25 protein-coding genes and 2 pseudogenes are annotated in these 26,969 nt (G+C 69.6%); 14 read left to right on the top strand and 13 right to left on the bottom strand.

The features are described from left to right. Positions 1–723: 723 nt before the first annotated feature. The 9 genes and pseudogenes from GBN72_RS23390 to GBN72_RS23355 all read left to right on the top strand — a co-directional run. Positions 724–1,155, top strand: a complete 432-nt coding sequence (locus tag GBN72_RS23390) for a WXG100 family type VII secretion target (protein WP_151773864.1) — start codon at positions 724–726, stop codon at positions 1,153–1,155. Positions 1,156–1,206: 51 nt separating this feature from the next. Further along, positions 1,207–1,521 carry a WXG100 family type VII secretion target gene (locus GBN72_RS23385; protein WP_151773863.1) on the top strand — a complete coding sequence of 105 codons (315 nt, stop codon included), beginning with the start codon at positions 1,207–1,209 and terminating at the stop codon, positions 1,519–1,521. A gap of 1,035 nt (positions 1,522–2,556) precedes the next feature. After that, a complete protein-coding gene (locus GBN72_RS23380) occupies positions 2,557–3,234 on the top strand; it encodes an RNase A-like domain-containing protein (RefSeq protein WP_151773862.1) in 678 nt (225 codons plus the stop codon). 17 nt (positions 3,235–3,251) lie between these two features. Continuing rightward, a complete protein-coding gene (locus tag GBN72_RS23375; protein WP_151773861.1) occupies positions 3,252–3,755 on the top strand; it encodes a hypothetical protein in 504 nt (167 codons plus the stop codon). Positions 3,756–3,798: 43 nt separating this feature from the next. Beyond that, entirely contained in the window at positions 3,799–4,098 is a 300-nt protein-coding gene (locus GBN72_RS23370) for an RNase A-like domain-containing protein (RefSeq protein ID WP_151773860.1), read from the top strand. A 28-nt stretch (positions 4,099–4,126) separates the two neighbouring features. Beyond that, complete coding sequence (locus GBN72_RS23365) at positions 4,127–4,813, top strand: contact-dependent growth inhibition system immunity protein (RefSeq protein ID WP_151773859.1); 687 nt, start codon at positions 4,127–4,129, stop codon at positions 4,811–4,813. Between the two features lie 636 nt (positions 4,814–5,449). Next, positions 5,450–5,599, top strand: coding sequence for a hypothetical protein (locus GBN72_RS34280; RefSeq protein WP_164540836.1), 150 nt, complete (start codon positions 5,450–5,452; stop codon positions 5,597–5,599). A gap of 306 nt (positions 5,600–5,905) precedes the next feature. Next, positions 5,906–6,235: a transposase gene (locus GBN72_RS35465; RefSeq protein ID WP_439959807.1), complete on the top strand. Its 330-nt coding sequence runs from the start codon at positions 5,906–5,908 to the stop codon at positions 6,233–6,235. Further along, positions 6,129–6,733, top strand: a pseudogene (locus GBN72_RS23355) (integrase core domain-containing protein); the annotation flags it as partial. The gene GBN72_RS35465 and the pseudogene GBN72_RS23355, both read left to right, overlap by 107 nt. On the opposite strand, the pseudogene GBN72_RS23350 reads toward GBN72_RS23355, so the two are convergent. The 11 genes and pseudogenes from GBN72_RS23350 to GBN72_RS23300 all read right to left on the bottom strand — a co-directional run. After that, positions 6,728–6,958: pseudogene (locus tag GBN72_RS23350) on the bottom strand (transposase); the annotation flags it as partial. The pseudogenes GBN72_RS23355 and GBN72_RS23350 sit on opposite strands and share 6 nt — an antisense overlap. Before the next feature lie 363 nt (positions 6,959–7,321). After that, positions 7,322–8,698, bottom strand: a complete 1,377-nt coding sequence (locus tag GBN72_RS23345) for a condensation domain-containing protein (RefSeq protein WP_246212808.1) — start codon at positions 8,696–8,698, stop codon at positions 7,322–7,324. Positions 8,699–8,700: 2 nt separating this feature from the next. Then, positions 8,701–9,774, bottom strand: coding sequence for a hypothetical protein (locus GBN72_RS23340; RefSeq protein ID WP_246212807.1), 1,074 nt, complete (start codon positions 9,772–9,774; stop codon positions 8,701–8,703). A gap of 20 nt (positions 9,775–9,794) precedes the next feature. Beyond that, positions 9,795–10,811, bottom strand: a complete 1,017-nt coding sequence (locus tag GBN72_RS23335) for a phosphotransferase family protein (RefSeq protein WP_151773855.1) — start codon at positions 10,809–10,811, stop codon at positions 9,795–9,797. Continuing rightward, entirely contained in the window at positions 10,808–11,818 is a 1,011-nt protein-coding gene (locus GBN72_RS23330) for a Gfo/Idh/MocA family protein (RefSeq protein WP_151773854.1), read from the bottom strand. Before GBN72_RS23330 ends, GBN72_RS23335 begins: the two co-directional genes overlap by 4 nt. Continuing rightward, positions 11,815–13,134 carry an ATP-grasp domain-containing protein gene (locus GBN72_RS23325; protein WP_151773853.1) on the bottom strand — a complete coding sequence of 440 codons (1,320 nt, stop codon included), beginning with the start codon at positions 13,132–13,134 and terminating at the stop codon, positions 11,815–11,817. Before GBN72_RS23325 ends, GBN72_RS23330 begins: the two co-directional genes overlap by 4 nt. Beyond that, a complete protein-coding gene (locus GBN72_RS23320; protein ID WP_151773852.1) occupies positions 13,131–13,406 on the bottom strand; it encodes an acyl carrier protein in 276 nt (91 codons plus the stop codon). Before GBN72_RS23320 ends, GBN72_RS23325 begins: the two co-directional genes overlap by 4 nt. 6 nt (positions 13,407–13,412) lie before the next feature. After that, the gene (locus tag GBN72_RS23315; protein ID WP_246212806.1) at positions 13,413–14,615 is read right to left on the bottom strand and encodes a radical SAM protein; all 1,203 of its coding nucleotides are present in this window, start codon (positions 14,613–14,615) and stop codon (positions 13,413–13,415) included. After that, positions 14,599–15,861: an MFS transporter gene (locus GBN72_RS23310; RefSeq protein WP_151773851.1), complete on the bottom strand. Its 1,263-nt coding sequence runs from the start codon at positions 15,859–15,861 to the stop codon at positions 14,599–14,601. The genes GBN72_RS23315 and GBN72_RS23310 overlap by 17 nt, the downstream gene beginning before the upstream one ends. A 1,375-nt stretch (positions 15,862–17,236) precedes the next feature. After that, complete coding sequence (locus GBN72_RS23305) at positions 17,237–17,929, bottom strand: DUF6766 family protein (protein ID WP_151774176.1); 693 nt, start codon at positions 17,927–17,929, stop codon at positions 17,237–17,239. A 120-nt stretch (positions 17,930–18,049) separates the two neighbouring features. Then, positions 18,050–18,484, bottom strand: a complete 435-nt coding sequence (locus GBN72_RS23300) for a hypothetical protein (RefSeq protein WP_151773850.1) — start codon at positions 18,482–18,484, stop codon at positions 18,050–18,052. A gap of 224 nt (positions 18,485–18,708) precedes the next feature. Between GBN72_RS23300 and GBN72_RS23295 the strand changes: the two genes are divergently transcribed. From GBN72_RS23295 to GBN72_RS23275, 5 genes are all read left to right on the top strand, one after another. Continuing rightward, on the top strand, positions 18,709–20,133 hold the full coding sequence (locus tag GBN72_RS23295) for an ABC transporter substrate-binding protein (RefSeq protein WP_151773849.1): 1,425 nt from the start codon (positions 18,709–18,711) through the stop codon (positions 20,131–20,133). Next, positions 20,130–21,149 (top strand): carbohydrate ABC transporter permease, encoded by a 1,020-nt coding sequence (locus GBN72_RS23290; protein ID WP_151773848.1) that lies wholly within the window; start codon positions 20,130–20,132, stop codon positions 21,147–21,149. The genes GBN72_RS23295 and GBN72_RS23290 overlap by 4 nt, the downstream gene beginning before the upstream one ends. 2 nt (positions 21,150–21,151) lie before the next feature. After that, positions 21,152–22,018, top strand: a complete 867-nt coding sequence (locus GBN72_RS23285; protein WP_151774175.1) for a carbohydrate ABC transporter permease — start codon at positions 21,152–21,154, stop codon at positions 22,016–22,018. Between the two features lie 273 nt (positions 22,019–22,291). After that, positions 22,292–23,509: a cytochrome P450 gene (locus tag GBN72_RS23280; RefSeq protein WP_151773847.1), complete on the top strand. Its 1,218-nt coding sequence runs from the start codon at positions 22,292–22,294 to the stop codon at positions 23,507–23,509. Between the two features lie 26 nt (positions 23,510–23,535). Continuing rightward, positions 23,536–23,736 carry a ferredoxin gene (locus GBN72_RS23275; RefSeq protein WP_151773846.1) on the top strand — a complete coding sequence of 67 codons (201 nt, stop codon included), beginning with the start codon at positions 23,536–23,538 and terminating at the stop codon, positions 23,734–23,736. Positions 23,737–23,871: 135 nt separating this feature from the next. Here the strand turns inward: GBN72_RS23275 and GBN72_RS23270 are convergent, their stop codons facing one another. Then, positions 23,872–25,371 (bottom strand): carboxylesterase/lipase family protein, encoded by a 1,500-nt coding sequence (locus tag GBN72_RS23270; RefSeq protein ID WP_151773845.1) that lies wholly within the window; start codon positions 25,369–25,371, stop codon positions 23,872–23,874. A gap of 187 nt (positions 25,372–25,558) precedes the next feature. Continuing rightward, positions 25,559–26,887, bottom strand: coding sequence for a PP2C family protein-serine/threonine phosphatase (locus tag GBN72_RS23265; protein WP_151773844.1), 1,329 nt, complete (start codon positions 26,885–26,887; stop codon positions 25,559–25,561). Between the last annotated feature and the right edge of the window lie 82 nt (positions 26,888–26,969).

Raw genomic sequence — 26,969 nt, 5'->3', positions numbered from 1 at the left:
AACGAACCCCCGAGCGACTCAAGTTCGGAACGATCTACGTTGACATGCCCGGGAAGCTAGTTCCAGTCATTTCGCGCATCTTCTCTTCTGCCGTCGGCGATTACCGCGGAGGCGCTTGGGCGACATATCGAAGCCGAGGCTTGACCTCAATGGCACACCTGCGAGCTGGTCGTGGAATGACCCTTCGCCCACCCACCCGGCAGCCGAGTGCTGGTTTCACCTCCCGAACTGGTGAATGTGGAATTCGGAGACCCTCCCAATGCCAGCGTGGGACATCTCGATGGGCCCCAATGGGCTGCCTGAATTACACGGAGCAGCCCCGGCGCCGTGCGGTTGCGGTCGACGGCTTGCGGCGAGGGCCCTGTGCACCCTGATCCGGGAGGACACGCCGCTGCCGGACTGCCTGGCCGAGCAGCTCACGGGACAAGCGCTCATCGGCACCGTCAGGGCGCTACCACGCAGTTTCAAGTTTTCGAGCTCGGCATCCACCCGCGACGTCGCCATCGCCTGGACCCCTCGGTTCCGGCCATCATCGACCGGAAGTCCGTGGACTCGCCCTACGCCGACACCTGCAGATCTCAAGACCTCCGCCGCGCATCGATGTTCTCAGGGTTGCCATTCGGCCAACTCCGTCAACGGCTTACGCAAGCCCACATCTTGCCTACATATGATCGAAACGTTGCGTGACAGGCTCACTCGATGCCTGCAACTGGGGGAATCAGCATGGAAGCGAGCGAGGCGACTGCGGCCGGGGCAAGGTCCTCAGGAGGTGCCGATGTCCGCGTGTCCGCTGAGCACTTAACCAAGCTGGCGGGCGATCTGGACGACATGCAGGATCACCTGGACAAGCAGGTGAGGCGCATGGACGCCGTGGTCGATCGGATCGAGAGGCGCTGGCAAGGGCCGGCGGCAACGGCATACCGGAGATTCCATCGGGCCGCTGCCGAGGATGCCGTCCGGATCCGTGAGGTACTCAGGCATCTGGAGCAGGCGGTGCGCATGAGTCGCGACGGGTTCTCCCAGCGGGACCTCGACGTGTTGGAGCAGATGCGGCAGATCCAGGTGGATGTCGGCAGCGAGGTAGGCAAGTTGTCCACCCCCGCTGTGGTGGAGAGTCCGTCCTCGGTCCCTCGCAGCTCCCTCGACTCGTACTGAACAGCCAACCGCAGGAAGCGCCCGCCCTCTCGCCACCGTGTGGAGGTTATTGTGCCGACCGGAGCCGAGTCCGGGGACCGGATATCCGTTGCCTTTTCGTCGCTCGAGGAACTGGCTGGGGAGTTGGACGACATCCTCCGCCAGCTCAACAGCAAGCTCGGAGAACTGTACGAACGCGTCGCGCCCGTCGTCCTCTCCTGGGAGGGTGAGGCGCGAGAGGTCTTCGTCGACAAGCTCGATGACTGGGACCGTTCCGCCCAGGACCTCGAGGCTGCCCAGAAGTGGTTGCACGACCTCGTCGTGACCGGGCGGACCAACTACACGCTCGCGCATCAGGCAGTGCTGCGAGGCTGGGGGGCGGGCTGATGTCCACACCCCCGTCCCCAACGCAGGACGGCACCATCGACGTGACCCCTGCCATGCTCTGGAGTGTGTCCTCCGGAACCGCCGGCCAGCAGGACGTCATGCACCGGGGGATCAAGGACTTCCTCGACGAACTGGGGCGTTACCCGGACGGCGGCGGCAACGGAACCGCCGTAGCTGAATTCACCAGAACCTACAAACGGGTTGGCGAGCGATTCCACGATGTGTGGGCCAAGTCCGTGGTCAGCGTGGGCGGCGCCGCTGTGGGTTTCACCGTCACGGCGAACAATTATTCCAAGGCGGACGCCGCGACCCATCCGGACCCGTCCCACCAGCCGGCGACCCAGCCCCCGCCGGTCGTCATCGACAATCCACCGGACTACGGGCCCATCACCGATTTCAAGTGGGGCGACAACGACGACGCCCAGAGCTTCATCCAGAAGGCGCTCGAGGACGTCGAGGACGTGGTCCTCGACGTCTTACGTCCACTCCTGGAACACGCATGCCGTTACGGCAGGGCCGCGGAGATTCTGCCGCTCCCGAACCATCATCGTCTCAACTCGGTCTCCGAGACGTGGCGGATGCCCCAGTTCACCCTCACCATGGCTGGCGATGGTCTGACCGGGCTTCTGAGCAGCATCACGGACCAGCAGAACGGCGAGTGGTACCACGCCATGCGTACCTACTGCAGCACGCTGTGGGGTACCAGCGCTTGGGGGCAGAACCACCATGGCTACAACTGGGAGAACGACTCCGCGAGGTCGCCGCAGGGTGCCAACCATCCAGTGTTCGCCGTCCTCTTCGACACATGCGAAGTGATGGTCGACGCGGTGTACCATTTCGCGCTCGCCGCACAGGACGTCCGTTCCGACCTCCACCGCATTTACCGGAAGGCGGTCCTGGACAGCATCCCGGACGCCCTCAAGGCGATCGACCTCAAGGACGGAGTGGACCTCAAAGACTTCAAGAACATGGGTAAGGGCATGTGGGACCTCGGCAGGGTTCTTCAGGGACCTGTCTGTCGGCATCGTTCTCCACTTGGACGAAGAGGCCATGAACCAGGCGGTCGACGAGTACGAGAACCGCGTACGCCGACAGGCCGTACGCGTGCAGGCCCTTCTGGACCCGCTGGACGAGGCATACCTGAGTGCCCCCTCCTACAACGCCGAGGAGGCCCGGGCCGAAGCCTTCGGGGCACGCGCCCTGACCGAGTTCAAGGGCAACCCCCTGTACACCGTGCCCGGGGACAGCGAGGACAACCACCGCTTTCCGATCGACCTGGCCAACCAAGAAGGGATACACAACAGCCACGTCATCGACAAGCACGTGGGCAAGACGGACGAACAGCTGGCGCAGCGGCTCCGCGACCAACCAGGCATCAACGCCGCCTCCACATTCACGGACCTGGCCTCCGCACAGAAACTGACGCAGGAGGCCATGGAGTTCAAGGGGCCCCCTGCGGGCTCCGGCCAGATGAACGCAGGCGTGGACAACCAGGCGAAAATCGAGCAATGGCTGTCCCGGCCTCGTTCCGACTCCTCAATCCTGCGGCTGGACGCTGTCGAGTTCACCGGTGCGACGGGACGTACTGTTGACGCCGGCGACCCTCGTGCGGGCGCCGCTCAGGACACACACCACGTACGGGTCGTCCTCAAGTACAAGAACGGCCTCGAGCCTCCCTACGTCGTCTACACCTCCATGCCGGAAATGCCCTGACACTCACGGAGACCCCTATGCCGCTGAGGCCGAAGACGCTGCCCCTGCCACCCTGCGCCGACGAACGCTTCGATGCCCGCCATTGCTTCGCCGCGTTGGCGTCCTGGAGCGGCGGCGACTGGCCCCACGCGGTGACGGAAATCGTCCGGGGGCACCCCCTCCTTCAGAATGTCGAACCGGAAGTCCTGGCCGACCACACCCAGGAAGTACTGTCGCCGTCCGGAGCCCTCGAGCTGGCAACCCTCATCTCGGCAGGATCTCTCCTCTCCCCTCGCGCCGGCACCGTCTCCCTTCGAACGCCGGATCCCAGTCGAGAACAGTGCCTGCGGCAGGTTTTCGAATGCCTGGGAGAGGGAGCTCGGTACTTCACCAACCACGGCGGGGCTGAAGAGGGGAAGGACGCCGACTTCCTGGCAACGGCGTTCTTCGCCGATGCCATCGCCGGGCCGACCATGGACATCTGCCTCATCGGTGTGACGGACCAAAGGCTCCTCGTCCTATGGCGGTTCGAGGAAGACTGACCCCCACAGGCCCCAGTCGACAGCCGCTTCAGAAAGGCACGCCGTGCGCACCCGCTCCGCCACCTACCCCGATCGCGAAACCGCCCAGTGGGCCACGCAGCAGGTCGTGACCGCCAACGAACAGGTCATCCACCGCTGGCTCGCACAATCCGCGCGCTCACGCCTGACGATCGAGGCATCCTGGCCGTCGCGGCCCGAGCCGGTAGGCAGGGTCCTGCTCCAAGCAATGATGCTGGCGGGCCGCGAACCCATCGAGGTCCGGGCGGCACGCGTCATCCTCAAGCGGGACGAGAGCCGGCCGCACGGTTTCACCGTGCACTCGACTTTCCCGTTCTACCTGTAACCACACCGACCTGAAAGCTGTACCTCCCATGCCCCTCGATCCTTTCGACCACGATCGACGCTACGGTGAACTGGACCAGGTGATACGCGCCTACCTCGGCCAACCCGCTGACGACACCACGGACGAACCCAGCCATGCGCTCACCGCCTACCTCAGGCACACGTGGCACAACCGCCCGTGGGCCATCGCCGCCGCCGAGCGACAACTGCGCGAATACGCCGACAACCCGCCCGGCCGCCTCCGCATGCGTCTCGGCGAGTTCTACGCCGTACCCGACGTGGGACTGCCCGAGACGGACCTCCAGCAGTGGCTGTACCACCTCGCCGACCACCTCAAGCGAAGCCTCAAGGAAGGCAAGGTCCCCCCTCCGAGCAACCCGACAACTCACTGGGAATGGCATGCCCGCTTCCCCGAACTCGGCCAGTTCCTGGGCGGTTGGTACTCGCAGGACATGCCCGACGAGTTCGGCAGTCATGACGAGGCGACAGATGACTACCAGCGCACCACCGACAGCCAGCTGGTCGCCAGGCTCGTGGGCGAGATCACCGAACTACTTGCACTGAACCTCGATGACACCGACATGGCTCTGGGTCTCGCAGAGCTCGGGATGGAGGTCGACCCACCCGCCCCCTACACTCCCGCCGCCTGGCTCGCATCAACCGCTGACCGGCTCTCATCCCCGGCCGTGGAGTACGGCCCACCTGCCAAGCAATAGCGCGAACCGCCCGCAGTTTTCGCGCTGCAGGAGCTCGTTCCACGGCTACCAGGGCCACTCGCGAGAACGGTCCGCGCTTCTTACTGTTAACACGTGTCGACCTCCTGGTGCCGCAGGCCAGACGCCCCGTCAACGGACGTTCCACCGGGGCGCCCGTTCGTCTTCCCACAGTACTTCCAACCGCCTCGGTACCTCCTCAGCAAGACTGGCTGGTGCACGGTGGACCTTCCGGGTGTTGGCCATGGCGAACACCCACGTGATTCGTCATCGGGGTCACGTCGAAACTTCCCACTCGCATAGAAAGCGCAGGTCAGAGGCTATTTCGCGAGCGTCAGAAGACCGCTTCCAAGATCGCAGCGTCAAACGAGCGTCATGATTCACCTCTCATTTCCGCCTCCCTGACACTGCCGACGCAAAGCCCTTCACCAGAGCGTTCGGGGTCACCATCACCTTCGTTGACGAGTGCCCTGTCACCTTCCGAGTCGAGGGCTCGAGACTGGTCGGCAATCGATGACAGAGCGCAGTCAAGAGCGGCACGGGACGCAGCTCGGCCCGTCGCCCATCGGGCGACTCTGCGACCTCACCGATTCTGTGAAGCGCCGTTGTCAGACCAGACCCGCACTGCATGATCCGAGGATGCTGATAACACCTCGCCCGGGAGCCGACCGGGACACCATCCAACAGCAGCTCAGGGGCGTCCAGCTCAACGCTCAGAACCTCCGCGGCTCTGGCTACAACAGTGCCTACGACAGGCTCCTGCGATACCTGGAGTGGGCGACGGACTAAGCCGACCGTCTGCGCCGCCAGATCAGCAACAGGGACATTGAGCACCTCGTCCTCACCCGCCGCTATCAGGCACTCTTGTCCAGCTGCGGCACCCTCGCAGGCTCCGCGCAGCAACGTCTCGTGAACGGCATCGTCGACCTAGAACGGGTCTATAGCGTGAACGGTGTAACTCCCCCATACGTCGCGGCAGTTAGGGCTGCTGTGACTGATGGGAGCAAGACCGTGAAGCAGAGTACGCGTTCGACCACTGAGGTGGACCAGAAGACGGCTGCGCCGTCTGTGGACAGGACCTTGGTGGCCCAGCTGATGGCTCAGGCGAAGGCTGACGGCGTCAGCCTGACCGGAGAAGGAGGACTTCTCGGCCAGCTGACGAAGCTGGTGCTGGAGGGAGCGTTGGAAGGCGAGCTCACCGACCATCTGGGCCGGGAGAACGGTGAGCGGACGGACGACGGCCGCAGCGGGAACTACCGCAACGGACACCGGTCGAAGACGGTGACGACCGAGGTCGGACCGGTGGAGATCGACGTCCCGCGAGAAACGCGACCGACCGGGCGAGCTGGTCCACGTCGACATCAAGAAACTCGGCAACATCCCCGACGGCGGCGGCTGGCGGATCGTCGGCAGGCAGGCCGGTGAGGGCAACCGCCAGGCCACCACCACCGAGCGCAAGAGCTGCAAGCCGGTGATCGGCTACAGCTACATCCACTCAGCCGTCGACGACCACTCCCTCCTGGCCTACAGCGAAGTCCTCACCGACGAACGCCAGGAAACCGCGGCCGGCTTCTGGCAACGGGCGAACTCCTTCTTCGCCGCCCACGGCATCACCGTCGAACGGGCCCTCACCGACAACGGCTCCTGCTACAAATCCAGGCTGTTCACCCAGAAGCTGACCACGGCCGGCATCGCCCACAAGAAGATCCGGCCTACCGGCCGCAGACCAACGGCAAGGTCGAACGCTTCAACCGCACCCTGCTCGACGAATGGGCCTACCTGAAGCCCTACACCTCGAACAGGGAACGGACCGACGCGCTGGCAGACTTCCTCCACACCTACAACCACCACCGCTGCCACACCGCACTCGGCGGACACCCGCCCATCAGCCGTGTCAACAACGCTGTGGGTCAATACAGCTAGGCAGTCCCCACCCGACGCGACCGCCAACGCGATGTCCAGCAGGATCTTGCCCGGGTCGTGCACCGCCCGGGCCTTCCGCCACGGCGTCAGCGCCGCGGATATCGCCTGGTCAAGGCCGGACTTGCGGACGGTCTCGACCAGCAGCACGCTCCCGGCCTGCGAGACCACCGCCTGGCCGCCGCCCTCGGTGCGGACACGCGGGTAGGACCCGATACGCTTCTTCACCTGGAGAGTGCTTCTTTCGTTGCTGCGACATGGACCCTAGACACCCATCGTTGCAGGTCAGGGGCGCTCTCCGCTTATTTGATCAAGCCTCGGGCAGCCCACCTCGTGAAAGCGTGAGGCTAAAGATCTCCAGGCGTGTCATCAACTGTCACCAATCAGTACACCTGACGCGACAACGCATTCAGGGACGTCTTCGCTCTCCGCCACTTCCTACCTCGCACCGGCGAGAGGGCGGTCCCGTCTCCCCGGCGTGGCAGGGCGCTCGAAGCAACATGCGCCGGCGGCGCTGTCCCTTGCCGCGCACGTGGCGGCGGAGGCCCGCCGGGGGCATGGGCTGGATAGGTCGCATGGGCGGCCGAAGGCCTACGGCACGGACTGCTCCGTGAACGTTTCGACCAGGGACATGTAGTCGGCCAGAAACGCCTCAGCCCATCGCGGTCCGAACCGTGAGGCGTCGGTGCGCAGCTCGACCACGACGCGCGCCCCCTCGTCACGTACGAGCAGCCGTACTCCCCCGCGCGGCACTTCGTCGCGGGGGATGCGGATCATGGTCACCTGCAGGGCACCGTCGGTGAACGCCCAGGCGGCTCCGGCCTCCGAGACGTCGAAGTTCACGTAGCCCGGCACCGCCGCCGGATCGTCCCGGTGACGCACGCCGTAGCGCTCCGGGTCGAGCTCCCTCGTCATCAGTGCGTGCGGCACCTCCTGGTGGCGCAGTGTGCCGAGGAGTGTTCCGGTCTCCCTACGGACGGCTTCGGTGAAGGGCGGTGCGTCCCGGAGATCGGTGCGCAGCACACACGGTGTGGCGAAGTAGCCCACGCAGTGCCGGATGTCGCGGCGGTGGCGGTTGCTGATGGAGCCCATCACGGCCACGTCTCCGGCCTGCTCTGCGGTCATGCCGAGGCTCAGTCGGCGTTGGCGGACGACGTCCTTGAGCGCCGCGGCAAAGACGGCTGTCAGCGTGGCGCGCCGGAGGCGTGTCGCATCCCGCAGGCGGGTGGTCCGGGGCTCCTCGATCACGGCCCTGCGCACCAGGAGCCGACGCTCTGTTGCGGGCCTGTGCCCGTCATCGGTCGCGAGGTCGCGCAGGTGGGACGGCGGGATCGCTCCGACGCCGTCGAGTTTGCGGCGCCAGTACGCGAGGAGTGTGTCGAGCGTCCGCCCCTGGAGGTGGAGTCGTTCTGAATGGGCGAAGTCGGGGAACTGAGTGCGGACGGCGGGCAGGTTTGTGGCGTCGGGGCCGTCCGCCGAGTACAGCCTGAACAGTTCCTCGGCCATGACGGTGCAGGACTCGCCGTCGACGACGATGTGGTCGACCACGCATCCGACGAGGTGCAACACCGGGGTGATCCGCACGCACAACAGCCGCACCAGCGGCCCGGTCGCCAGGTCGAACGGCGCTGCGGCGGCCTCGGCGACCAGAGCTTGGGCCTGCCGCAGCCCTGCCTCTGGAGTGGCGGACGTGACCTGCTCGACGTGAAAGCTGGTGTCCTGAGGTGGGCGCAGCGCCGCTGTGCCGCCGGTGCCATTGGGTTGCTCCGGAAAGACGAGGCGGAGGCTCTCGTGCCGCTGCTGCAGGATCAGGAAGGCATGCCGCAGCCGTCCCGGGTCCAGCGCGCCCTCCACGAGGCAGCCGAACGTCAGCACGTTGTTCTGGAGATGCACGTGTCGCCCGGTGGCCAGTCGTTCTTCCTGGGTGAAGGAGGCGTGCAGGGCGGCATCCCGGTCGGCCTCGACCATCTTCATCGCGTACACGACAGTCCTTCCTGCGTGGCGAGCATGTCGGCCAGGTCGGGTGGGCATGTCGGTCCTCGCCCGGCGGCGAGCAGGGCCTCGTGGGACGGCCGTAGAAACTCGGGGTCGAAGCCCGCTGCCTGCCACTGCTCGTAGCGGACCCCGAAGCCGAGTTGACACCACAGCCGGGCGTTGTGCTCCTCGTGCTGGCCGGCGGGTTCGAGCAGGACGAGGGGGGTGGCGGACCAGAGGGAGTCCAGGAGGGTGCCGCCGCCTGGTTTGCTGACCATGGCTGCCGCTTGGCGGGCCATGTCGAAGGAGGCGTGGTGCGCGGTGCCCCGCCGGTACTGTACTGAGCCGGGGTCTTCACCTGGGTGGAGGCGGCCGAGGGGCGGGTAGCCGTCGTCGTGCCACGGGTGCCAGGACGGGTCCATCAGGTACGCGTGGCTGTCCTGTGGCGCGGTCAGTGCCTCATCCGGCTCGTGGACGACGAGGTCGAGGGTGTGACCGGCGGCGGCGAGGTCGGCGGCGCGTTCCCGGTAGGTGCCCATGCCCCAGCCTCCGCCGTGGACGAGGAGCCGCCCGCTGCGTTCCGCCCACGGCACGGGTGCCCGGCGGGTGACCGGGATGGTGCAGGGCAGATTGCCCGTGGCCCACGAGGCGAGCCTCACCACCTGCGCGTCGGCGGTCACGGGACCGGTGCGGCGGAACGACGGCGACTCCACGGAGTCGACATGGCAGACGGTCACCCGCGGCAGCGGCAGGCCCATGCCGGACAGCCGTGCGAGCGGGCCCGTCCAGAAGCCGGAGAACACCACCGCACGCTGGACCCCGAGGGTCGTCCAGCGCCGGTGCAGCTCCTCCAGCGCGGCGTCGTCGACTGCGGAGGAAGGGTCGGCGGCGAGCTGCTGGCCGGCCCGGGCCACGCGGAAGTCCCGGTGGAACATGGTCCGGGATGCCTCGATGCTGCGCAGCCGGTCGGCGGGGAGGAGCCTCTCGACCACCTCCACGACGACTTCGGCTCCGCGCTCACGCAGTCGTGAGGCGAGCAGCAGGCCGGGCACATGGACGCCGAGCGCCACGCCTGAAGTGAGGACGGCGATCACGGTTGGCCGGCCAGGGCTGAGGCCACCGCGTCGAGGCTCGCCGTCAGGTGCTTCCCCACGGTGCGGCGGGTCCAGGCGAGCTGCTCGGGAGAGTAGCGGCGGGGTACCGCCTCGACGAGCATGATGAGGTACAGGTAGCAACGGTACAGGTCGAGCCGCAGGCGCACGGTGTCCGTGAACGCCACCTCGCCGCCAGCCTCGGCGTAGCCGGTCAGGAAAGCGTCGTCGCGTTCGATGTCGTCGAAGAGCGCGAGGGAGACGAACTCGGCTACAGGGTCGCCCCAGAACATCCGCTCCGCGTCGATCACTCCGGAGAGGGTCCTGGCGCCCACGTCGCCGTCAAGAAGCAGGTTGCCCTGCCAGAGATCGAAGTGGACCAGGGCGGGCCGGGTGACAGCGGTCAGCACCTCTCCCGCTTCCGCAAGCAGCTCCCGCACCTGTGCCGTGGGGCGGGGAAGTTCGATGCCGTGGTGCTCGGCGTCGTCCAGGACGGCACCGGTCATGGCGGTGAAGGCGCTCCGCCAGTCGGCCGCGGGCGGTCCGAAGGGGCGGGCGGGATAGCCGTACTCCGGACCAGTGAGGGAGTGCAGCCGTGCGACGACGCGGCCCAACTCCTGCCGCAGGGTCGTCCGTTCTCCTGCCGTGAGGGAGGCGTCGACCTCACTCCAGGCCACGCCGGGACATTCGGTCATCACGATGCCTGACACCACGGGCGGGCTGCCACCATCCTCCACATGCACCAGCTGCGGTACCGGTACACCCGATACGTCCCGCGCCGCCCGGAAGAACTCCGCCTCGCCTCGCAGGAGATCGTGCTCGTACCGCAGCGCCGACCCGCTTCCTGCGGCCGGTGGCTGTTTGACCACCCAGCGCCGCCCGTCCCGCAGTACCAGCCGCAGCAGGGAGTTGTATGTACCGCCGGTCATCGGCGTGCATGCTGCTACCTCCGCCGGCGTGACCTGGACCGCCGCGAGCAAGGCGGTGACCGCCGGGTCGAAGTCCTCAGGGCTCATCTGTGCTCCTCGTCGAGGGCGGCGGCGCGGATCTCCCGCCGCGCCGTACGGTGAATGTGCTCCATGATCCGGATCCGGTCGCGCGCCGCCGCCGACTCGGCGCCCCAGTGCCCGGCCCGGCCGCTCAACAGCTGCGCGAGACGCTCGAGTTGACGTGGGTAGTAGGACACCGGCTCGGTACGTGTGATCTCCGTGTGGCCGGTCGTGGTGCGGATCGCCACGTTCAGCGCGACGGCGCCCGCAGCGGGCAGCAAGACTCCTCGAACCCGCACACGCGCCTCGTCGAGGTGGAAGAGGTGCTCGGCGGTGTGCTGTGCGGCAAACGAGCAGGTCAGGGTGGCGGTCGCCCCATCCGGCAGGGGCAGAACGGCCTCGAAGGCGTGGTCGACGCCGTGCGGCTCCGCACACCACGCGGTGCCGGCACCGCCGTATGACGGCAGCCCGACCGTCTCCTGCAGGGCCTGGAGCCAGTAACTCGCCACGTCGTAGAAAATGCCGCCGCCCAGGTCGGGCCGGAGCCGGTAGCCCCCGGGCTCGGGCGTCCGGAAGGCAAATCGGCTTTGCACGTCCCGCAGGCGGCCGAACCTGCCCTGGCGCAGCACGCGCCGCACGACGTCGTGCCAGGGGTGGCCGAGGGTGGGAAGTGCTTCGAGGACCTGCCCGCCCCCCCGCTGCTCGGCCTCCCGCAGCAGGTCGTGCTCGGTGAGGGACAGGCACAGCGGCTTCTCCACGAGTACCGTCCTGCCCTCCGCGCACGCCCGCCGAGCCCACTGGAGGTGCGCCGAGTTATGGAGCGAGATATAGACGACGTCGACGTCCGGTGCCGTGACCACGTCCTCGTAGCTCGGCAGCACCGTGACGCCGTGCCGTCGGCCGAACGCGGCCGCCCGGTCCCTGTCGGACGCCGCCACCGCGTGCACAACCAAGTCGTGCCTGTCGCGGCTCGGTGCGATCATGGCGCGCGCAGCGATACCAGTGGCGCCGATCAGTCCGATGCGCCAGTTCATGCCGCCCTCGCCAGGACAATGCCGGCCGAGGCGGCGACAGCGCGAGTGGCCGCTCGCAGGCGCGGGAACTCGTCCGGCGGGCAGAGCGCCGCGCAGATCAGGCGCCCTCGCGGCGCAACGAGGGCGCCGCCCACGAGGAGGAGCACACCCGCGCCGGTCCCGCCCTCGTAGAGCAACCCTTCCTCGTGCAGCAGCTTCAGGAGGTGGTCCACATCGAAGCCGTCTGGAATGGTCACGTCTTCCTGCCAGAGATGACTGCGCAGGCCGTGCTCGCGCGCCCGGTCGTCGAGCCGGAGGTTCAGCCCTCCCATCGACATGCGGGCGTTCACCTCCAGGACCGGGATCCAGGTGCCGTCCCGGAGCACCATGGAGTCAACGCAGACGGGTCCGTGGTAGCCCTCCTCGGCGAGTGAGCGGGCCACCAGTTCCATGGCCTCCGGGTGGGCGGGACGGCGCAGGTCGCCGACGAGAGCCTGGGGGACAGGCCCGGACATCTCGTGGCGGTAGCCGGAGTTGGCCAGGTGCTGAATACCGAGGAGGAGCCAGGAGCCGTCGGGGTTGATCCGCAGGTGGCTGGAGAAGTCCGCGACGCGGTCGTAGCGCGGCTGTATCACGAACTCGACGGCGAGACCGCGGTCCTCCTGGCGGCGTAGATGGGCTACCAGCCTGGTGAGCCGCCGTTCCGAGGTCACCTCGAAGGTTCCCCGTCCGGCCACTCCGTAGCTGTCCTTGACGAGGACCACCGGATGTCCTGGCTCGACGTAGGACCGTACCGCGTCGGCGAGTTCGGCCGCCGACCTGACGACACGGCCGGCACCGGGCAAGCCGTGTCGCGCGGCCAGCAGGCTGGACCAAGCCTTGCCGTTGACCCGGGCCACCTGCTCGCCACCGGGTACGTCGGCGGCGTGGCCGGTGAGGTCGGCCAGTACGCCGGTCGCGGGGAGGACGGCATACGGGTGCAGCCGGGCGGACCCGCCGATCCGACACAGGAGTCCGGCATTCGCGAGCAGCCGGTGCTCCACATCGGCGTCCGCATCGGGGCCGGGGTGCGGCTCGCCCGTGTGGTGGTGCTCGCACGTGTAGCCTGCGGCTTCCCGTGCGGCGACGAGCGCCGGGGCGACCGGTTCCCTGGTGATCAGCAGGTCGCCCGGTTCGGCGGCGGCGAACAGGGCCTCGTCCATGCACGCCACCAGCCGGTCGGCGCCTGGGTCGGCGAGCTGTGGCAGCGAGGCGAGGCCCTCCGGACGCCAACGTCGTTCGGCGTCGAAGGATCCGAAAAGGACGGCCCCGGTGCGGGCCTGACGCGGTTCGCTCACTGTTCGCGCGCCGACCGCCTGAGGACCTCGGTGGTGAAGAACCGCACCGAGCGGAGATGGTCCAGGCTGAGGCTCTCGTAGTCGAGCTCCACGTCGAACTCGTCTTCGACGCGCAGCAGGAACTGGATGGCCTGCAGCGAGTCCAGGCCGAGATCTTGGACCATGTCGGCGTCCACGGTGATCTCCTCCACTGGAATCCTGCCCTCCAGCACCTCCGCGAGCACGTTCCGTACGCGGGTCTCCGTCTCGGTGATCTCGGTCGCGTTGCTCATGAGGTGTCACACTCCGTTCAGATAGAGAAGGATGCACTTGGAGCAGACCGGCATCATGCCGGTCTCGGCGAGGATGGAGCGGACACGACGGAACCGCTCGCTCTGCCATAGCTGCGTCGTCGAGGATTCGTAGAGGTTGCCCACGACGAACTCCGGAAAGAACTTGCACGAGCTGACGTTGCCGTCCGCGTGCACCTCCATCCGGTTGGTGACCGCGAGGCAGCGGGTGCGCCGCTGCGCCGGGCGGGACGTGCCGAGAATGAACGACTCGACCTCGTCCGGTTCCAGTTGGGGCTGGTAGCGGACCCGGGGGCGCCAGACGCGGCCGGCCAGCCGCGCCATGGAGTCACGCAGCACCGGCAGCAGGTCGGGAGGCAACTGGTAGGTATAGGAGTGCCAGGTGGGACGCGCGGTGCCGGTCTCCGGTGACAGCCATGCGAAGTGCTCGCTGTAGACGGAGTCCATCGCCTGCGCGACCTCGGGGCTGATGTACCAAGGAAACTGAAAGTAGACCGTGTTGACGTCCAGTTGCTCCGCCCACTCCATGAACTCGTACATGCGGTGGACCGTCACGTGCGAGACCATGCAGGACAGCGACAGCTCGCCCTGGAACTCACCCTTGCGCTTCAGGTCGAGCATCGTCTCGATGTTCCGTGTGGTGCGTGCGAAGGTGCCCTTGCCGCGCAGCTCCTCGTGGTCCGCGCCTAGACCATCCAGGCTGACCAGCAGGTTGAGGTCCCGACCGATCCGCAGCAGGTCGTCCATCCGGCGCTGGAACAGCAGGCCGTTGGTGCACATGTTCACAGTGCGGGGATAGCGCTCGATCAGGCGTGCCACCTCGGCGAACCCTCTGTGCATAAGCGGTTCGCCACCCCATAGGAACAGCTTCCCGCGCACCGGCGCGGTGGCCTGCAGCACGTCCTCGACGACGGACAGGTCGAGTTCGGTGCGCTGCTTTTCGATTCCCCAGTCGCGGAAGAAGCCCTGCTCATTCCACTGGTAGCAGTGGGTGCAGCGCAGATTGCACTTGTAGGTGAGTTGCAGACTGACCTCGCGGGGGACGTCCGAGGCATAGCCGGTGTCCTGCCGCAGCCGTGCTCGCGACTGGGAGCGGATCGACACCGTGTGCTTGATGTCGGCGAACTCCTTGGCGGTCAGGGTACGGCTTGTCCGGGGGTGTCGCATTCCGCTCCTAGTGATCTCGGGCATGGCGTGTGTCGGAGGCCTGGCCGGCCGGGGTTTTCGGTTCCTGGGCCGGCCGGGCGGCCGGAAGTCTGCGTACCGCGGGCACGAGCAGCAGCGCCGCACAGCCCACGAGGAGGGCCGCGGAGGAGGTGAACAGGACGGCGGTCGCACTTGTCCACGCCGTCGCCACGCCGGTCAGGGCTCGTCCCGCCGGCATGAGGCCAATGGAGCCGATGACGTCGTAGGCGTGGATGCGGCTCAGAGCGTGCGGCGGCGCGTGGGACTGCACGGAGGTCGCCCAGGCCACCGCCCAGTAGGCGTTGGCGGCACCGCCCGCCACCATGGCCACCGCAACCAGCAGCACGGGCAGATCGAAACTGATGACGACGGGCAGCGGTGCGAAGCCGAACAGCGCCAGCAGGCCCGCGCGTAGCGGCCGAACGGGTGTGGTCCACAGGGCGATGAGTCCGCCGAGTACGGCCCCCAGACTGAAGGCCGACATCAGCCACGCGTAGGACGAGGCTCCGAACCGGTCGATGAGCAGGACGGCCTTCAGCACGTCGAAGGGGCCGAAGACCACCAAGCCGAACAGCGAGAATACCGAAACCACGGACCACAACCACGGCTGGGCCGTGAACTCTTGCCAGCCTTCCCGCAGCTCGCGCCAGATCTTGGGCGGGGACTTAACGGGGGCCACGTCGCCGAGGCGGATGCCGGCCAGCAGCCAGGCACTCGCGGCAAAGGTACAGGCGTCCAGCGCGATGACGAGCGCCGCGTCCGACACGGCGATGACAACCCCGGCGAGAGCGGGCGCGGTGAGCGAGATGACCGACTCCAGCGTGCGGATGGTCGCGTTCGCCTCACGGAGCCGTTCCGGTGCCAGCTGCCGCAAAATGCCGGCCACTCCAGGCTGGTAGAACGCCTGCGCCGCCCCGGAGGCCAGGGAAAGCATCAGGATGAACCAGAGGGGCGGGCGGCCAGCTAGCAGCGAGAACGCCAGCAATCCTTGGAGGACCGTGCGGACGGTGTCAGCGGCGACCATCGGGATCCGGGCGTTGAAGTGGTCCAGGACCACTCCGCCGATGGGCATCAGCAGGACCACGGGCGCCAAGGAGGCCCCCATGACGAAGCCGACGTCGGCGACCCCGAACGACCGCTCGACCATGGCAGCGGCCAGGCCGATAGGAAACACCGCGTCGCCGGCCCTGGAGAGCGCGCGGGCTACGACGAACCTGCGCAGTCCGGCGTTCAGCGCGAGAACTCTCCTCATTACGGGGCGACCAGCCTTTCTGTTCGGCAACGCGGCTACGCACCGGGAAATCTTGCATTCCTGGGCCGAGCCGGATTCAAGCGCGTGTATATTCGCGTGTCAATGGCGTGCGAATTCGGCCACCGGTCACGCTCTGGTGCGACGCTACCCCTCGCCATTCGTCGACACCGCCTTTGAACTGGGCTTTTTCGGACGTCAGTTCACGATGGGGCGCGGCGCGCACCCTGCCCGGAGCGAGACGCGTTTCGCGACATAAAGCCCATGGCTGATATTTGCCCCGCTGATACTTCGGCTTGAATCAAGCCGTGAAACAAGCACTCGGGGCATTTCAAAAGAAGTCTTATAAATTCGTCGGCGCGACTGCAGGGCTGTCCCGCAAAGGAGCTCCGGCGCCGCCCGCCCCGGCGCTGTTGTGACCGCTGGCGGATGATGGTCTCCGTGACGAACATCCCGGAGACCCACCCGGCTCGGACACCCGGCTACGACGGCGGACCATTCAGCCACCTGCCCGAACTTTTGGACGACCACCTGTTCTGGCTGGGCCATCTGTGATGACGCTCGTCGCCGGAACCCGGCCATGATCCGAACCTGCGGCGGCCAGCGAATGCCGCTCACTTCGAACACAGCTCCCCGCCGACCGGTACCCGCGCCCGCGCCGCCTGGCGCGTCGAGGGCGACGAGCACAGAGCAGCGTGGGACCGCGAGGATCCCGCTATGGGATCGTTTCCCAGCTTGGTGACCTTGATGTCGCCCGGGGCGCGCAGGAAGTAGCCAGGGTGGTGGAACTTTCGCGGGGCGTTGTCCTCTCCGCGCGAGGGGAGATGAGCCGCCGCCGGCATCTCGTACAACGGCCTCTCGCAGTAGGAGTAGGCGTTCCTCGCGGGAACCCATCACGCCGACGTAGCCGACGGGCAGGCGATCCAGGGAGGCCGCGCTGTCGTTCGGTCAAGGCGACCGCCGGCGCTCAGGTCTCGGCGTCCACGCTCCGTCCTACGTCGAGTAGAACCGAAAGGGCACCGTCAGTCATGGGAGTCCTCTGGGACTTCTCTGGGACTTCCAACCCCATCAACGGGCATGAGCGTGAAACAACCGAAAGGCTATTTGCCCAGGTCAGCCAGCAAGGCACCCTCATCGTGGCAGGTCACCACGCTGGCTGGTCTCTTCCGCGACATCTGACCTGCGGGGATTCTCGGATGCGAACGATTCGGACCTTCTCGTTCACCCCGCCGCTGGCTTCCGCGACTGCCAGCACCAAGTCAGCACAACACCTGGTCAGAACCAGTTTTAACAGGGAAAAACGGGGGTCCGTCCCCGCGAGCGGGCGGCGCTCCGCGGCGGCGAAACCCCCGCGGCGGAACTCACCTCGCGGCCCCGCTCAGCCCTCGACGCCGGTCGCCGTGTGCGGGGCGCCCACGGGCTTGGACTCCGGGCTGCCGCGCTGGCGGAGGTAGATGGAGAGGACCGCCATCGACGCGACGGCGAGGAGTTCGGACTGCCAGTTCTGCAGGGTGCGGCTCCAGAAGTCGGCGGAGGTGACGTAGCCGCTCCAGCCGACCGGTCCGTCCAGGTCACGCAGCCGTTCCTCGTTGTAGGCGGCCGTGCCGGTGATCGACTGTGCCAGCCAGGAGAGCACGAAGATGCCGCCCATCACCAGCCCCAGCGAGCGCGAGAACACCAGCCCCCGCCAGCCCCGGGCGGACGCCCAGCGGGGGGAGTCCTCGCGGGCATGCGCACCGGTCCGCTGGTCGTGGTCCGACTCGGTGCCGGCCCGCCCGAGTTCCTTGGACTCGGGCGAGCCCCGCTGCAGCAGCCACACCGTGCCGAAGATGTACAAGAAGAACTGCAGGTACTCCGACTGCCAGTTCTCCGTGACGTCCACCGCGAAGTCCGAGGACGAGGCGTAGGCGAGGAGGCCCACCGCGGGCAGCCCGGCGGCGACCAGGTCGTTGTTCATCTCGGCGCGGCCGGCCAGCAGCTGGCCGGCCAGGGTCAGCAGGAAGCCGGCCAGGAACGCCAGACCGAGGCTGTTCTCACGCAGGAAGCGCCCCGCGCGGCCGGCCGACGTCATCGGCGTCTCACCGGCGTCTCTCACCGGCGTCTCATCGGTGCGTCAGCCCCAGCGCCGTGAAGTAGGCCAGCCCCGCGAAGATGATGAGGAGGGTCGCGGTGAACATCAGCCGCACGTCCCTCACCCGCCCTTGATGCCGCAGCGGTAGGGCTGGTCCCGGCGTGGCTCGCAGCCGGCGGCGGTCACCTTCCAGCCGCCGGGGAACTGCGACAGGAAGAGAGTGTCGCCCTCCAGCACCACCCGCGCCCGGTCGCCCCAGACGTCCACGGCGCGCACCGCGCCGGCGGGTGGGAGGTCGTCCTCCTCGATGGCCTGCCGGATCGCCTCACGGCATCCGCTCTTCGCGGTCTCCTCCAGCTCGTCGCGGGTGCCCGGAGCGAGCGCGGCGCACAGCAGGGCGTGCCGTCCCGCCTCCCGGTCGAGGACGAACCGGGTGGCCTCGGCCTCCGCCGCGTCGCGCCGCTCCTGCACCGCGCCGCAGGCGCCGGCTCCGGCCACCGCCAGGAGGAGCACCACGCCCCGCACGGCCGCGCGACCCTGCCGCCTGCCTCGCATTCCGCCTCCCGCCGCCGGTGTACCGCATCCGTCCGTCCGCCCATCCGAACCGGGCGCCGGGCCACCCGCAACCGGTGCGGGGCCGAACGGCCGCCGTGCCCGGCGCCACCGCCCGTTCACCGCCCTCCGGTTGACGGGAGCGGCCGGTTCCGCCTACTCCTGAGGGACCGGAAGGTGACGCCGGGCGACCCGGCCCGGTGTGGCGGAAGGCGATGAGGTCCCCCATGCGTGAGGCCCGGCGGTCCAGGAAGGCCGCGCTCGGCGCCACGGCGGCCCTGCTGCTCGGGACGGTCTCCGGCTGCTCGGGGGAGACGGGGCCGGGCCCCGCGGACGGCAGGATCACCGTGTGGTCCCAGGAGAGCCTGCCGGACCGGATCGCCGCCACCGAGAAGGTGATCGACCGGTTCCGGCGCGACACCGGCGTCCAGGTCGAACTGGTGGGCGTGACCGAGGCGCAGATGCCGCAGCTGATCATGTCCGCGGCCGCCTCCGGGACCCTGCCGGACGTCATCGGCGCGGCCACCCTGGGCCAGATCTGGCAGATGTACGGCAACGAGCTCCTGAACACCCGGGTCCCGGGCCGCGTCGTGGAGGCACTGGGGTCCCGGACCTTCGACGCTAACGCCCTCGCGCTTGCCTCCGAGGGATCCACCCGGCTCGCGGTCCCCTCCGACGCCTGGCTGCAGCTGCTGGTGTACCGCAAGGACCGTTTCGAGGAGCGGCGCCTGCCGCCGCCCGACACCTACGCCCGGATGCTGGACGCCGCGAAGCGGCTGACCGGGGGCGGCCTGGACGGCGCGTCCGTGGCCACCGACCCCGCCGACGTCTTCACCTCCCAGAGCTTCGAGAACCTGGCCCTGGCCAACGACTGCCGGCTGGTCGAGGCCGGACGGGTCGCCCTGGAGTCGCCGCCCTGCGAACGCGCGTTCGCCGTCTACGACCGTCTCGCCCGGGACTACGGGGCTCCCGGCACCCAGACCGTGGACTCCACCCGCGCCACCTACTTCGCGGGCCGCAGCTCCATGGTGATCTGGTCGTCCTTCGTCCTGGACGAGATGGCCGGGCTGCGTTCGGACGCCCTGCCCAGCTGCCCGGAGTGCGAGGACGACCCGCGGTTCCTGGCGGCGAACAGCGGGGTGGTCACCTCGCTCGAGGGCCCGGACGCGAGGGGACCGGCCCAGTTCGGGGAGGTGACGTCCTGGGCGGTCACCCGGACCGCCGAGGAGGAGGCCTCCCGCCGGTTCGTGGAGTACATGATGGGGCCGGGCTACGAGGGCTGGTTCGGGATGGCGCCGGAGGGCAAGATCCCCGTCCGCCGGGGCACCGCCGGGGAGCCTGACCGCTACCTGCGGGCCTGGCGGAGCAGCGACCTCGGGGTGGACACGCGCCGGCCGATCGACGAGGTGTACCCGCCGGAACTGCTGGACCGCCTGGTGGACGGGGTGCACCGGATGCGCCGCTGGGGCATCGCGCAGGGCCACGGCGCGCTGGTCGGGGCCGCGGGGGGCGAGCTGCCCGTGTCCAAGGCCATCGGCGCGATGACGGGCGGTCAGCTCTCCCCCGCCGGCGCGGCCGCCCAGGCGGACGAGGAGGTCGCCTCGCTCCAGAGGTCGCTCGGCCGCTCCTCCGGGACCACGAGGTCGCCATGAGCACAGCGACCACCGCGCCACCGCCGGAGCCGCCGCCCGGACCGCCGCGGCGACCGCGCGCACCGCGGCGCGGCCGGCCGATGACCGCGAGCCGCCGCGCCAACCGGGCCGGCCTCGCCTTCGTCTCCCCCACCTTCCTCGTGGTGCTGGTGGTCGTCGCGCTGCCGATCCTGTGGACGGTGCTGCTCGCCTTCCAGGACGCCCGGCTGGTCGACATCCAGGGCATGGGCCTGCTGGGCGACTGGACGCTGGAGAACTTCTCGGAGGTGTTCGGCTCCGGCGGCTTCTGGGAGAGCCTGCTGGTCACCCTGGTCTACACGGTGGGCGGCACGGCCGGTTCCCTCCTGCTGGGTCTGGTCGCCGCGCTGGCCCTGCGGCGGCGCTTCCGTGGAAGAGGGCTGCTGCGTGCGGCGATGCTGCTGCCGTACGTCGCCCCGGTGGTCGCGGTGGCGTTCGTCTGGCAGGTGGCCCTCTCCCCGCAGTACGGCATCGTCAACGACTGGGGGCGGCGTCTGCTCGGCTGGGACGACCCGGTGGCCTTCCTCTCCTCCCGCCGGTACGAGGTCGGCCTGTCCGGCGTCCATGTCGACCTCCCGCTGGCACTGCTGACGGTGATCGCCTTCGAGTGCTGGCGGTACTTCCCGTTCGCGTTCCTCTTCGTCCTGGCCCGGCTCCAGGCCGTCCCGGCCACCCTGGAGGAGGCGGCCACGGTCGACGGGGCGACCCCCACCCAGCGGTTCCGGTACGTCCTGCTCCCCCAGCTGGCGCCGGTGCTCGCGCTGCTGTGCGTGCTGCGGTTCATCATGACGTTCAACAAGTTCGACGACGTCTACCTGCTGACGGGCGGCGGAGCGGGCACCGACGTGGCCGCCGTGCGGGTCTACGACTTCCTGACCGCGCGGTACGACGTGGGCGCCGCGGCGGCGCAGGCGCTGGTGCTGGCGGCCTCGCTGATGGTGCTGCTGGGGCTCTACTTCCGGTTCTTCGGCGACAGGGCTCAGGAGGAGCGGTCGTGAGCGTGTCCCGGGCCCGGTTCGAGGAGCGGCTGTTCGCTGTGGTGCGGCCGCTGGTGATCCTGCTGCTGGCGCTGATCACCCTGGTGCCGTTCCTCTACATGGTGCTGCTGTCGGTGAAGCCGATCGACGCGCTGCTCCTGGAGCCCGGGGCACTGTGGATCTCGGCGAAGGACTTCACGGTGTCCACCTACCGCGACGTGCTGCGCTCCTCCGACGCGGGCGGACAGGGCTTCCTGCGGTTCCTGCTCAACTCGGCGCTGGTGTCGCTGGGGACGGTGGCGCTGACGCTGCTGGCGTCGGTCCCGGGCGCGTACGCGGTGAGCCGGCTGCGGTTCTTCGGACGGCGCCAGGTGAGCGCGCTGTTCCTGGCGGTGTACCTGTTTCCGGCCACCCTGCTGGCGGTGCCGCTGTTCGTGATCTTCGCGCGGCTGGGGCTGTCGTCCAGCCTGGTGGGGCTGGCCGTGGTCTACGTGGCGCAGACGGTGCCGGTCTCGGTCTACATGCTGAAGAACTACCTGGTGACGGTGCCGGTGTCGGTGGAGGAGGCCGCGGCGCTGGACGGCTGCACCCGGCTGCAGGCGGTGCGCAAGGTCGTGCTGCCGCTGGCGGTCCCCTCACTGATGGCCACCGGCCTGTACGTCTTCATGATCGCCTGGAACGAGTTCCTGTTCGCCCTGCTCTTCCTCGCGGCGGATCCGGAGCGGTGGACCGTCTCGCTCGGCCTGGCGCAGCTCGCCAACGGGGTGGAGGTGCCCAAGACGGTGCTGATGGCCGGCTCGGTGGTGCTGACGATCCCGGTGGTGATCCTCTTCTTCGCCGCCGAGCGCCTGCTCACGGAGGGCCTGGCCGGCGGGGCGGACAAGGGCTGAGCCCCGGGAGCCCGGGAGCCCGGAAGCCCGGAGCGCCGGTTCCCGCCATTGTGGCGCCGGGTGGGCACCGGCGGGGCGTAGCCCGCCACGCCCGCGGCACCGGCCGGTCAGGGCCGCCGGACGCCTGCGGACCGGGCGGTTCCGCCGTGCGGCGCGGGGCCGGTCGGCCGCCGGGAACCGGCCGCGCGGCCGGAAGGGCGCTCTGGTGGCGGCGCGGAGGCGTTCCTAGGGTGACGCGACATCCCACTCCCCGACCGCCTCCGGAGGCCAGCCATGTCGGTCGACGACGCCGCCGCCGCACCGCTGAGTTACCCGTTCGCCTGGCAGTCCGCGCTGGAACCGCCGGCCGAGTTCGCGGAATTGCGGGAGAAGTGCCCGCACGCACGGATCGCGGTGGGCGGCGGCGAGATGACGCTGCTGACCCGCTACGCGGACGTCCGGGCGGTCACGGGTGATCCGCGCTTCTCCCGGGACCTGTCGGCCGAGGGGGCGGTGAGCCTCAGCGCGGACGGCACCGACCTGTACAGCCAGAGCGACGCCAAGAGCATGGCGGCGGCCGGTGAGGCCCACGAGCAGTGGCGGCGCATGGTGAGCCGCTGGTTCACGGCCAAGCGGATGACGGCGCTGCGGCCCGCGATCGAGCGGATGGCCGAGGAACTCATCGACGCGATGGTCGAGCACGGGCCGCCGGCCGACCTCGGCGCACAGCTGGCGTTCCCGCTGCCGGTGCGGGTGATCTGCTCCATGCTCGGCGTCCCGGACCAGGACCGGGAGAGGTTCGCCCACTGGTCCCACGTGATGATGAACTACAGCCGGTTCTCCAGGGAGGAGACCGCCGTCTCGACCGGGGAGTTCGACGCCTACATGCTCGGCCACATCGAGGCCAAGCGGCGCGATCCCCAGGACGACATCATCAGCAACCTGATCGTGCAGACCAGCGGCGCCGGCTACCGCATGGGAGGCGCCGAACTGCTGGAGACCGCCAAGGCGCTGCTCGCCGCCGGCCACGAGACCACCGCGAACAGCATCGGCAAGATGACGGCGTCCCTGCTCGCCGACCGCTCCCGCTGGGAGGCCCTGCTCGCCGACCCCTCGCTGATCCGCACGACGGTCGAGGAGGCGCTGCGGTTCGACGCCCAGCTGGGCCTCGGACTGCCGCGGTTCATCAGCGAGGACGTGGCGGTCGGCGACGGCGTGCTGCCCGCCGGGACCACGGTGATGCTGAGCATGGCGGCCGCCAACCGGGACACCACGGTCTTCGAACGGGCCGACGAGATGGTGCTGGACCGCAGCCCGAACCCGCACATCGCCTTCGGCGTCGGGCCGCACTCCTGCGTCGGCCAGGCGCTCGCCCGCACCGAGATGCAGGTGGTGCTCGAGGTGATGCTGCGCCGCCTCCCCGGGCTCGAACTGGCCGTGCCGGTGAGCGATCTGAAGCTCGACGACGGCCTGATCGTCACCGCCCTGACCGAACTGCCGGTGCGCTGGTGACGCCGGGGAAGGAGGACGCGCCGGGCGTGAAGGTGGCGGTCGACCAGGGCCTGTGCTGCGGCGCCGGTCAGTGCGTGCTGCTGGCGCCGGAGGTGTTCGACCAGCAGGACGAGGACGGGCTGGTCGTCCTCCTCGACCCGGAGCCCGGCGCACGGCACGCCGCCGCGGTCCGGGAGGCGGCGGCGACCTGTCCCACGGGGGCCGTACAGCTGGTCGGGGAGAGCTGATCCCGCCGCGGCCGGGGCGGACTTCCCCGACCGGGCGGACGCACCGGCGGCTTCCCCGGGCGGCTTCTCCACGCGGCTCCCGGGAGAGCTCCCCGGCGGCCGGCCGGTGTGCGTGCCGGGCCGACGGCGCCCCGCTCACGCCCTCAGGACCGGGAAGCCGACCCCGGCCCACAGGGCGCGCGGCACGGCGGGCAGGCCGGCGCCCGTGTGGTCGTCGGTGGTCCACACCCGCGCGTGGGCGGAGCCGCCGTCGACCGCCGGCCAGCCAGGGTCGCCGGTCGCGGCGAAATCGGCCCACGCGCGCACCATGCGGCGTGCCAGTCGGTGGTCCGCGGGGGTGGGCGGGCCTCCGACGAGGAACGCCAGACGGTCGTCGCCGAGGTTGCCGAAGGCGAAGGGGATGTCCGCGCAGTGCCAGGCCCGTACGCCCCCGTCCGCTCCGGCGCGCCGGCGGTCGAAGCGCGACAGGTGGGTCCGGCCCCCGGCCCGGCTGTGGAGTTCGGCGAGGCGGTTGGCGTACTCGCCGAACAGCAGGTCACCGAAGACGGCGAGGTAGACGTCGAGCACCGGGGCGTGGGGCATCGCGGCGCGATAGCCGTCCACCAGTCCGCCGGGCAGGCCGAAGTCCTCCGCGAAGAGCGCCAGTCGCTCCTCGGTGGTGACCTTGGCGCTGCTGCCGACGGCGTCGAGCAGCCGGTACTCCTCGGTGGTGTGGCACACCAGCAGGTCCACGTCCCGGGCGGCACCGGCGCCGATGCCCGTGAGGGGGTCGGTCGTCAGGACGTCGCCGTCGAGGACCGGCGCGTAGAGCGAGGGGTCGTAGTGACGTGACCCGGAGGCGGGGTCCCGCCGGTAGCGCTCGACCACCCGGTCGGAGGCGGTGACCAGCTCCTGGGGAGCCGTGGCCGCCAGGCCTTCCCGTGTGGCGGGGCAGCCCGCCGCCGCGGCCACTTCGCGCGTGGTCGCCGCGGCGACGCCCGGCGGGTAGCAGGGGCTGGCGGGGCTGTGGGCGATGGCGCGGCGGAACAGGCCGCGGGCGCGGTCCATCACCATCAGGCAGGCCACCGACGCGGCCCCGGAGGACTGGCCGGCGACGGTGACGTTGCGGGGGTCGCCGCCGAACGCGGCGATGTTCTCGCGCACCCAGCGCAGGGCCGCGACCTGGTCGAGCAGACCTCGATTGTCCGGATGCCCCGTCGCGTTCCCGCCCGGCACGTGGCCGAAGCCCTCGAACCCGATGCGGTGGTTGAGGGTGACCACGACGAGTCCGGCGCGGGCCAAGGCGGTTCCGTCGAAGTCGGGCTGGGCCGACGACCCGAAGGTGTAGGCGCCGCCGTGGATCCACACCAGGACGGGGAGGCGGCCTCCGTCCGGTGCGGGTGTCCAGACGTTGACGGTGAGGATGTCCTCGTCGCCGGGCGACCACACGGGGGCGCCGGGCAGCCGCGCCGACTGCGGGGCCACCGGGCCGAACTCCGTGCCGTCGCGCACCCCGGTCCACACCGGCGGGAGCGGTTCCCGGAAGCGGGCGGCGCCGAAGGGCGGTGCGGCGTAGGGGATGCCGAGGGCCGCGACGATGTCGGCACGGGCCCGGAACCCTCGGACCGCCCCGCTCGTCGTCCTGAACACGTCCATGGAACCCGCCCCTCCCGGCACGCCGGCCATCCTGACCGGGCGGGCCCAGCATCGCGCCGACCGGGCCGCGGGGTCCAGCGGGAAAACGCGTCGCGGCGGCGCGGCTCGGGGCGGCGTCCGCCGCCGCGGCGGGGCGCGGACGGACGCGCGGCACACCGGGTCCGGCGCGCCGTGCGCCCCAGGTGGCTCAGGTCTCGTCCGGAAGGCGCAGCGCGAGGATGGCCATGTCGTCGCGGCCGTCGCTGGGGTGGTGGTCGGCCAGTGCGTGCACCAGGTCCTCCACCGGCAGATCGGCGTGCGTCAGTGCCAGTTCGAGCAGGGCGTCCATGCCCTCGTCGATGGCGTGGTCGGGGTGCTCGACGACGCCGTCGGTGAAGAAGACCACCGTGGCCTGCGGCGGCAGTCGCCTGCGGTGGTCCGGGCGGGGCAGCTCCGGGTCGACGCCCAGCGGCACGCCGGGCTCGTGCAGCAGGTACTCGGCCTGCCCGTCCGGCATGATCACCAGCGGCGGGAAGTGGCCGGCGGAGGACCAGTGCAGGATCCAGTCGTCCTCGCGGGGCTCCACCCGGGCCACCAGCACGGTGGTCACCGCGGAGCCGGGGCCGGCGGCCACGGTGACGTCGAGCTGCCGCAGGACGTCGCTGGGCGGGGTGCGGCGGTCGTAGAACAGCGCCAGCAGCATGTTGCGCACCTGCGACATGACGGCGGCCGCGGGCAGGTCGTGACCGTAGACGTCGCCGATGACGATGCCCAGCGCGCCGTCGGGCAGCCGCAGCGCGTCGTACCAGTCGCCGCCGAGGTGGTTGGGCTCGGCGGCCGGCCGGTAGACGGTGGCGGCGGCGTAGGGGCTGAGGTCGGGCAGGGTGGGGAGCAGCAGGCGCTGGAAGGTCTCGGCGCTGTCGCGGACCTGCTCGAAGAGGCGGGCGCTCTCGATGGCGATGCCGGCGGCGCTGGCCAGGGCGACCAGGACCTCCTGGTCGCCCCGGTCGAAGGGCCGGCCGTCGCGTCGTTCGGAGAGGTAGAGGTCTCCGTAGATCTCGCCGCGGACGCTGATGGCGACGCCGAGCAGGGACCGCATGTGGGGGTGGCCGGGCGGATAGCCGACGGAGGCGGGATGCCCGGAGATGTCTTCCAGCCGCAGCGGCTCGGGGTTCTTGATGAGGAGTCCGAGGACGCCGTCGCCGTGCGGGAACTCGATGCCGGCCAGCGCCCGGTACTCCTCCTCGCTCAGCCCCACGGTGATGAACTCCTCGAGGGCCTCGCCCTCCTCGTCCAGCACTCCGAGCGCCCCGTAGCGGGCGTCGCAGAGCTGCATGGCGGTGGCGACGATGCGTCGCAGCACCTCGTGGAGCTCGAGTTCGGCGGTGATGGTGAGCACCGCGTCGAGGAGGCCCTGGAGGCGGTCCTTGGTGGAGGCGAGGGCCCGCAGCTGCTGGGCGATCTGGTCCATCTCGGAGTCCAGCCGCTTGCGCAGGTCCCCGAAGGGCTCCGCCTCGGCGGACGGCTGCTCGCTCATCGTGCCCGCCTTCCGGCGGACGCGGCCGGCCGGTGTGCCCGCAGGAGCTGCCTCTGCCTCGCGCGGTGCACCCCGCCTCCCG

Origin of the sequence: Streptomyces abyssomicinicus, assembly GCF_008974245.1 — a bacterium.
Taxonomy (GTDB): Bacteria; Actinomycetota; Actinomycetes; order Streptomycetales; family Streptomycetaceae; genus Streptomyces; species Streptomyces abyssomicinicus.
Note: the sequence above shows the minus strand (reverse complement) of the source record. Positions and strands in the feature narration are given on the sequence as shown.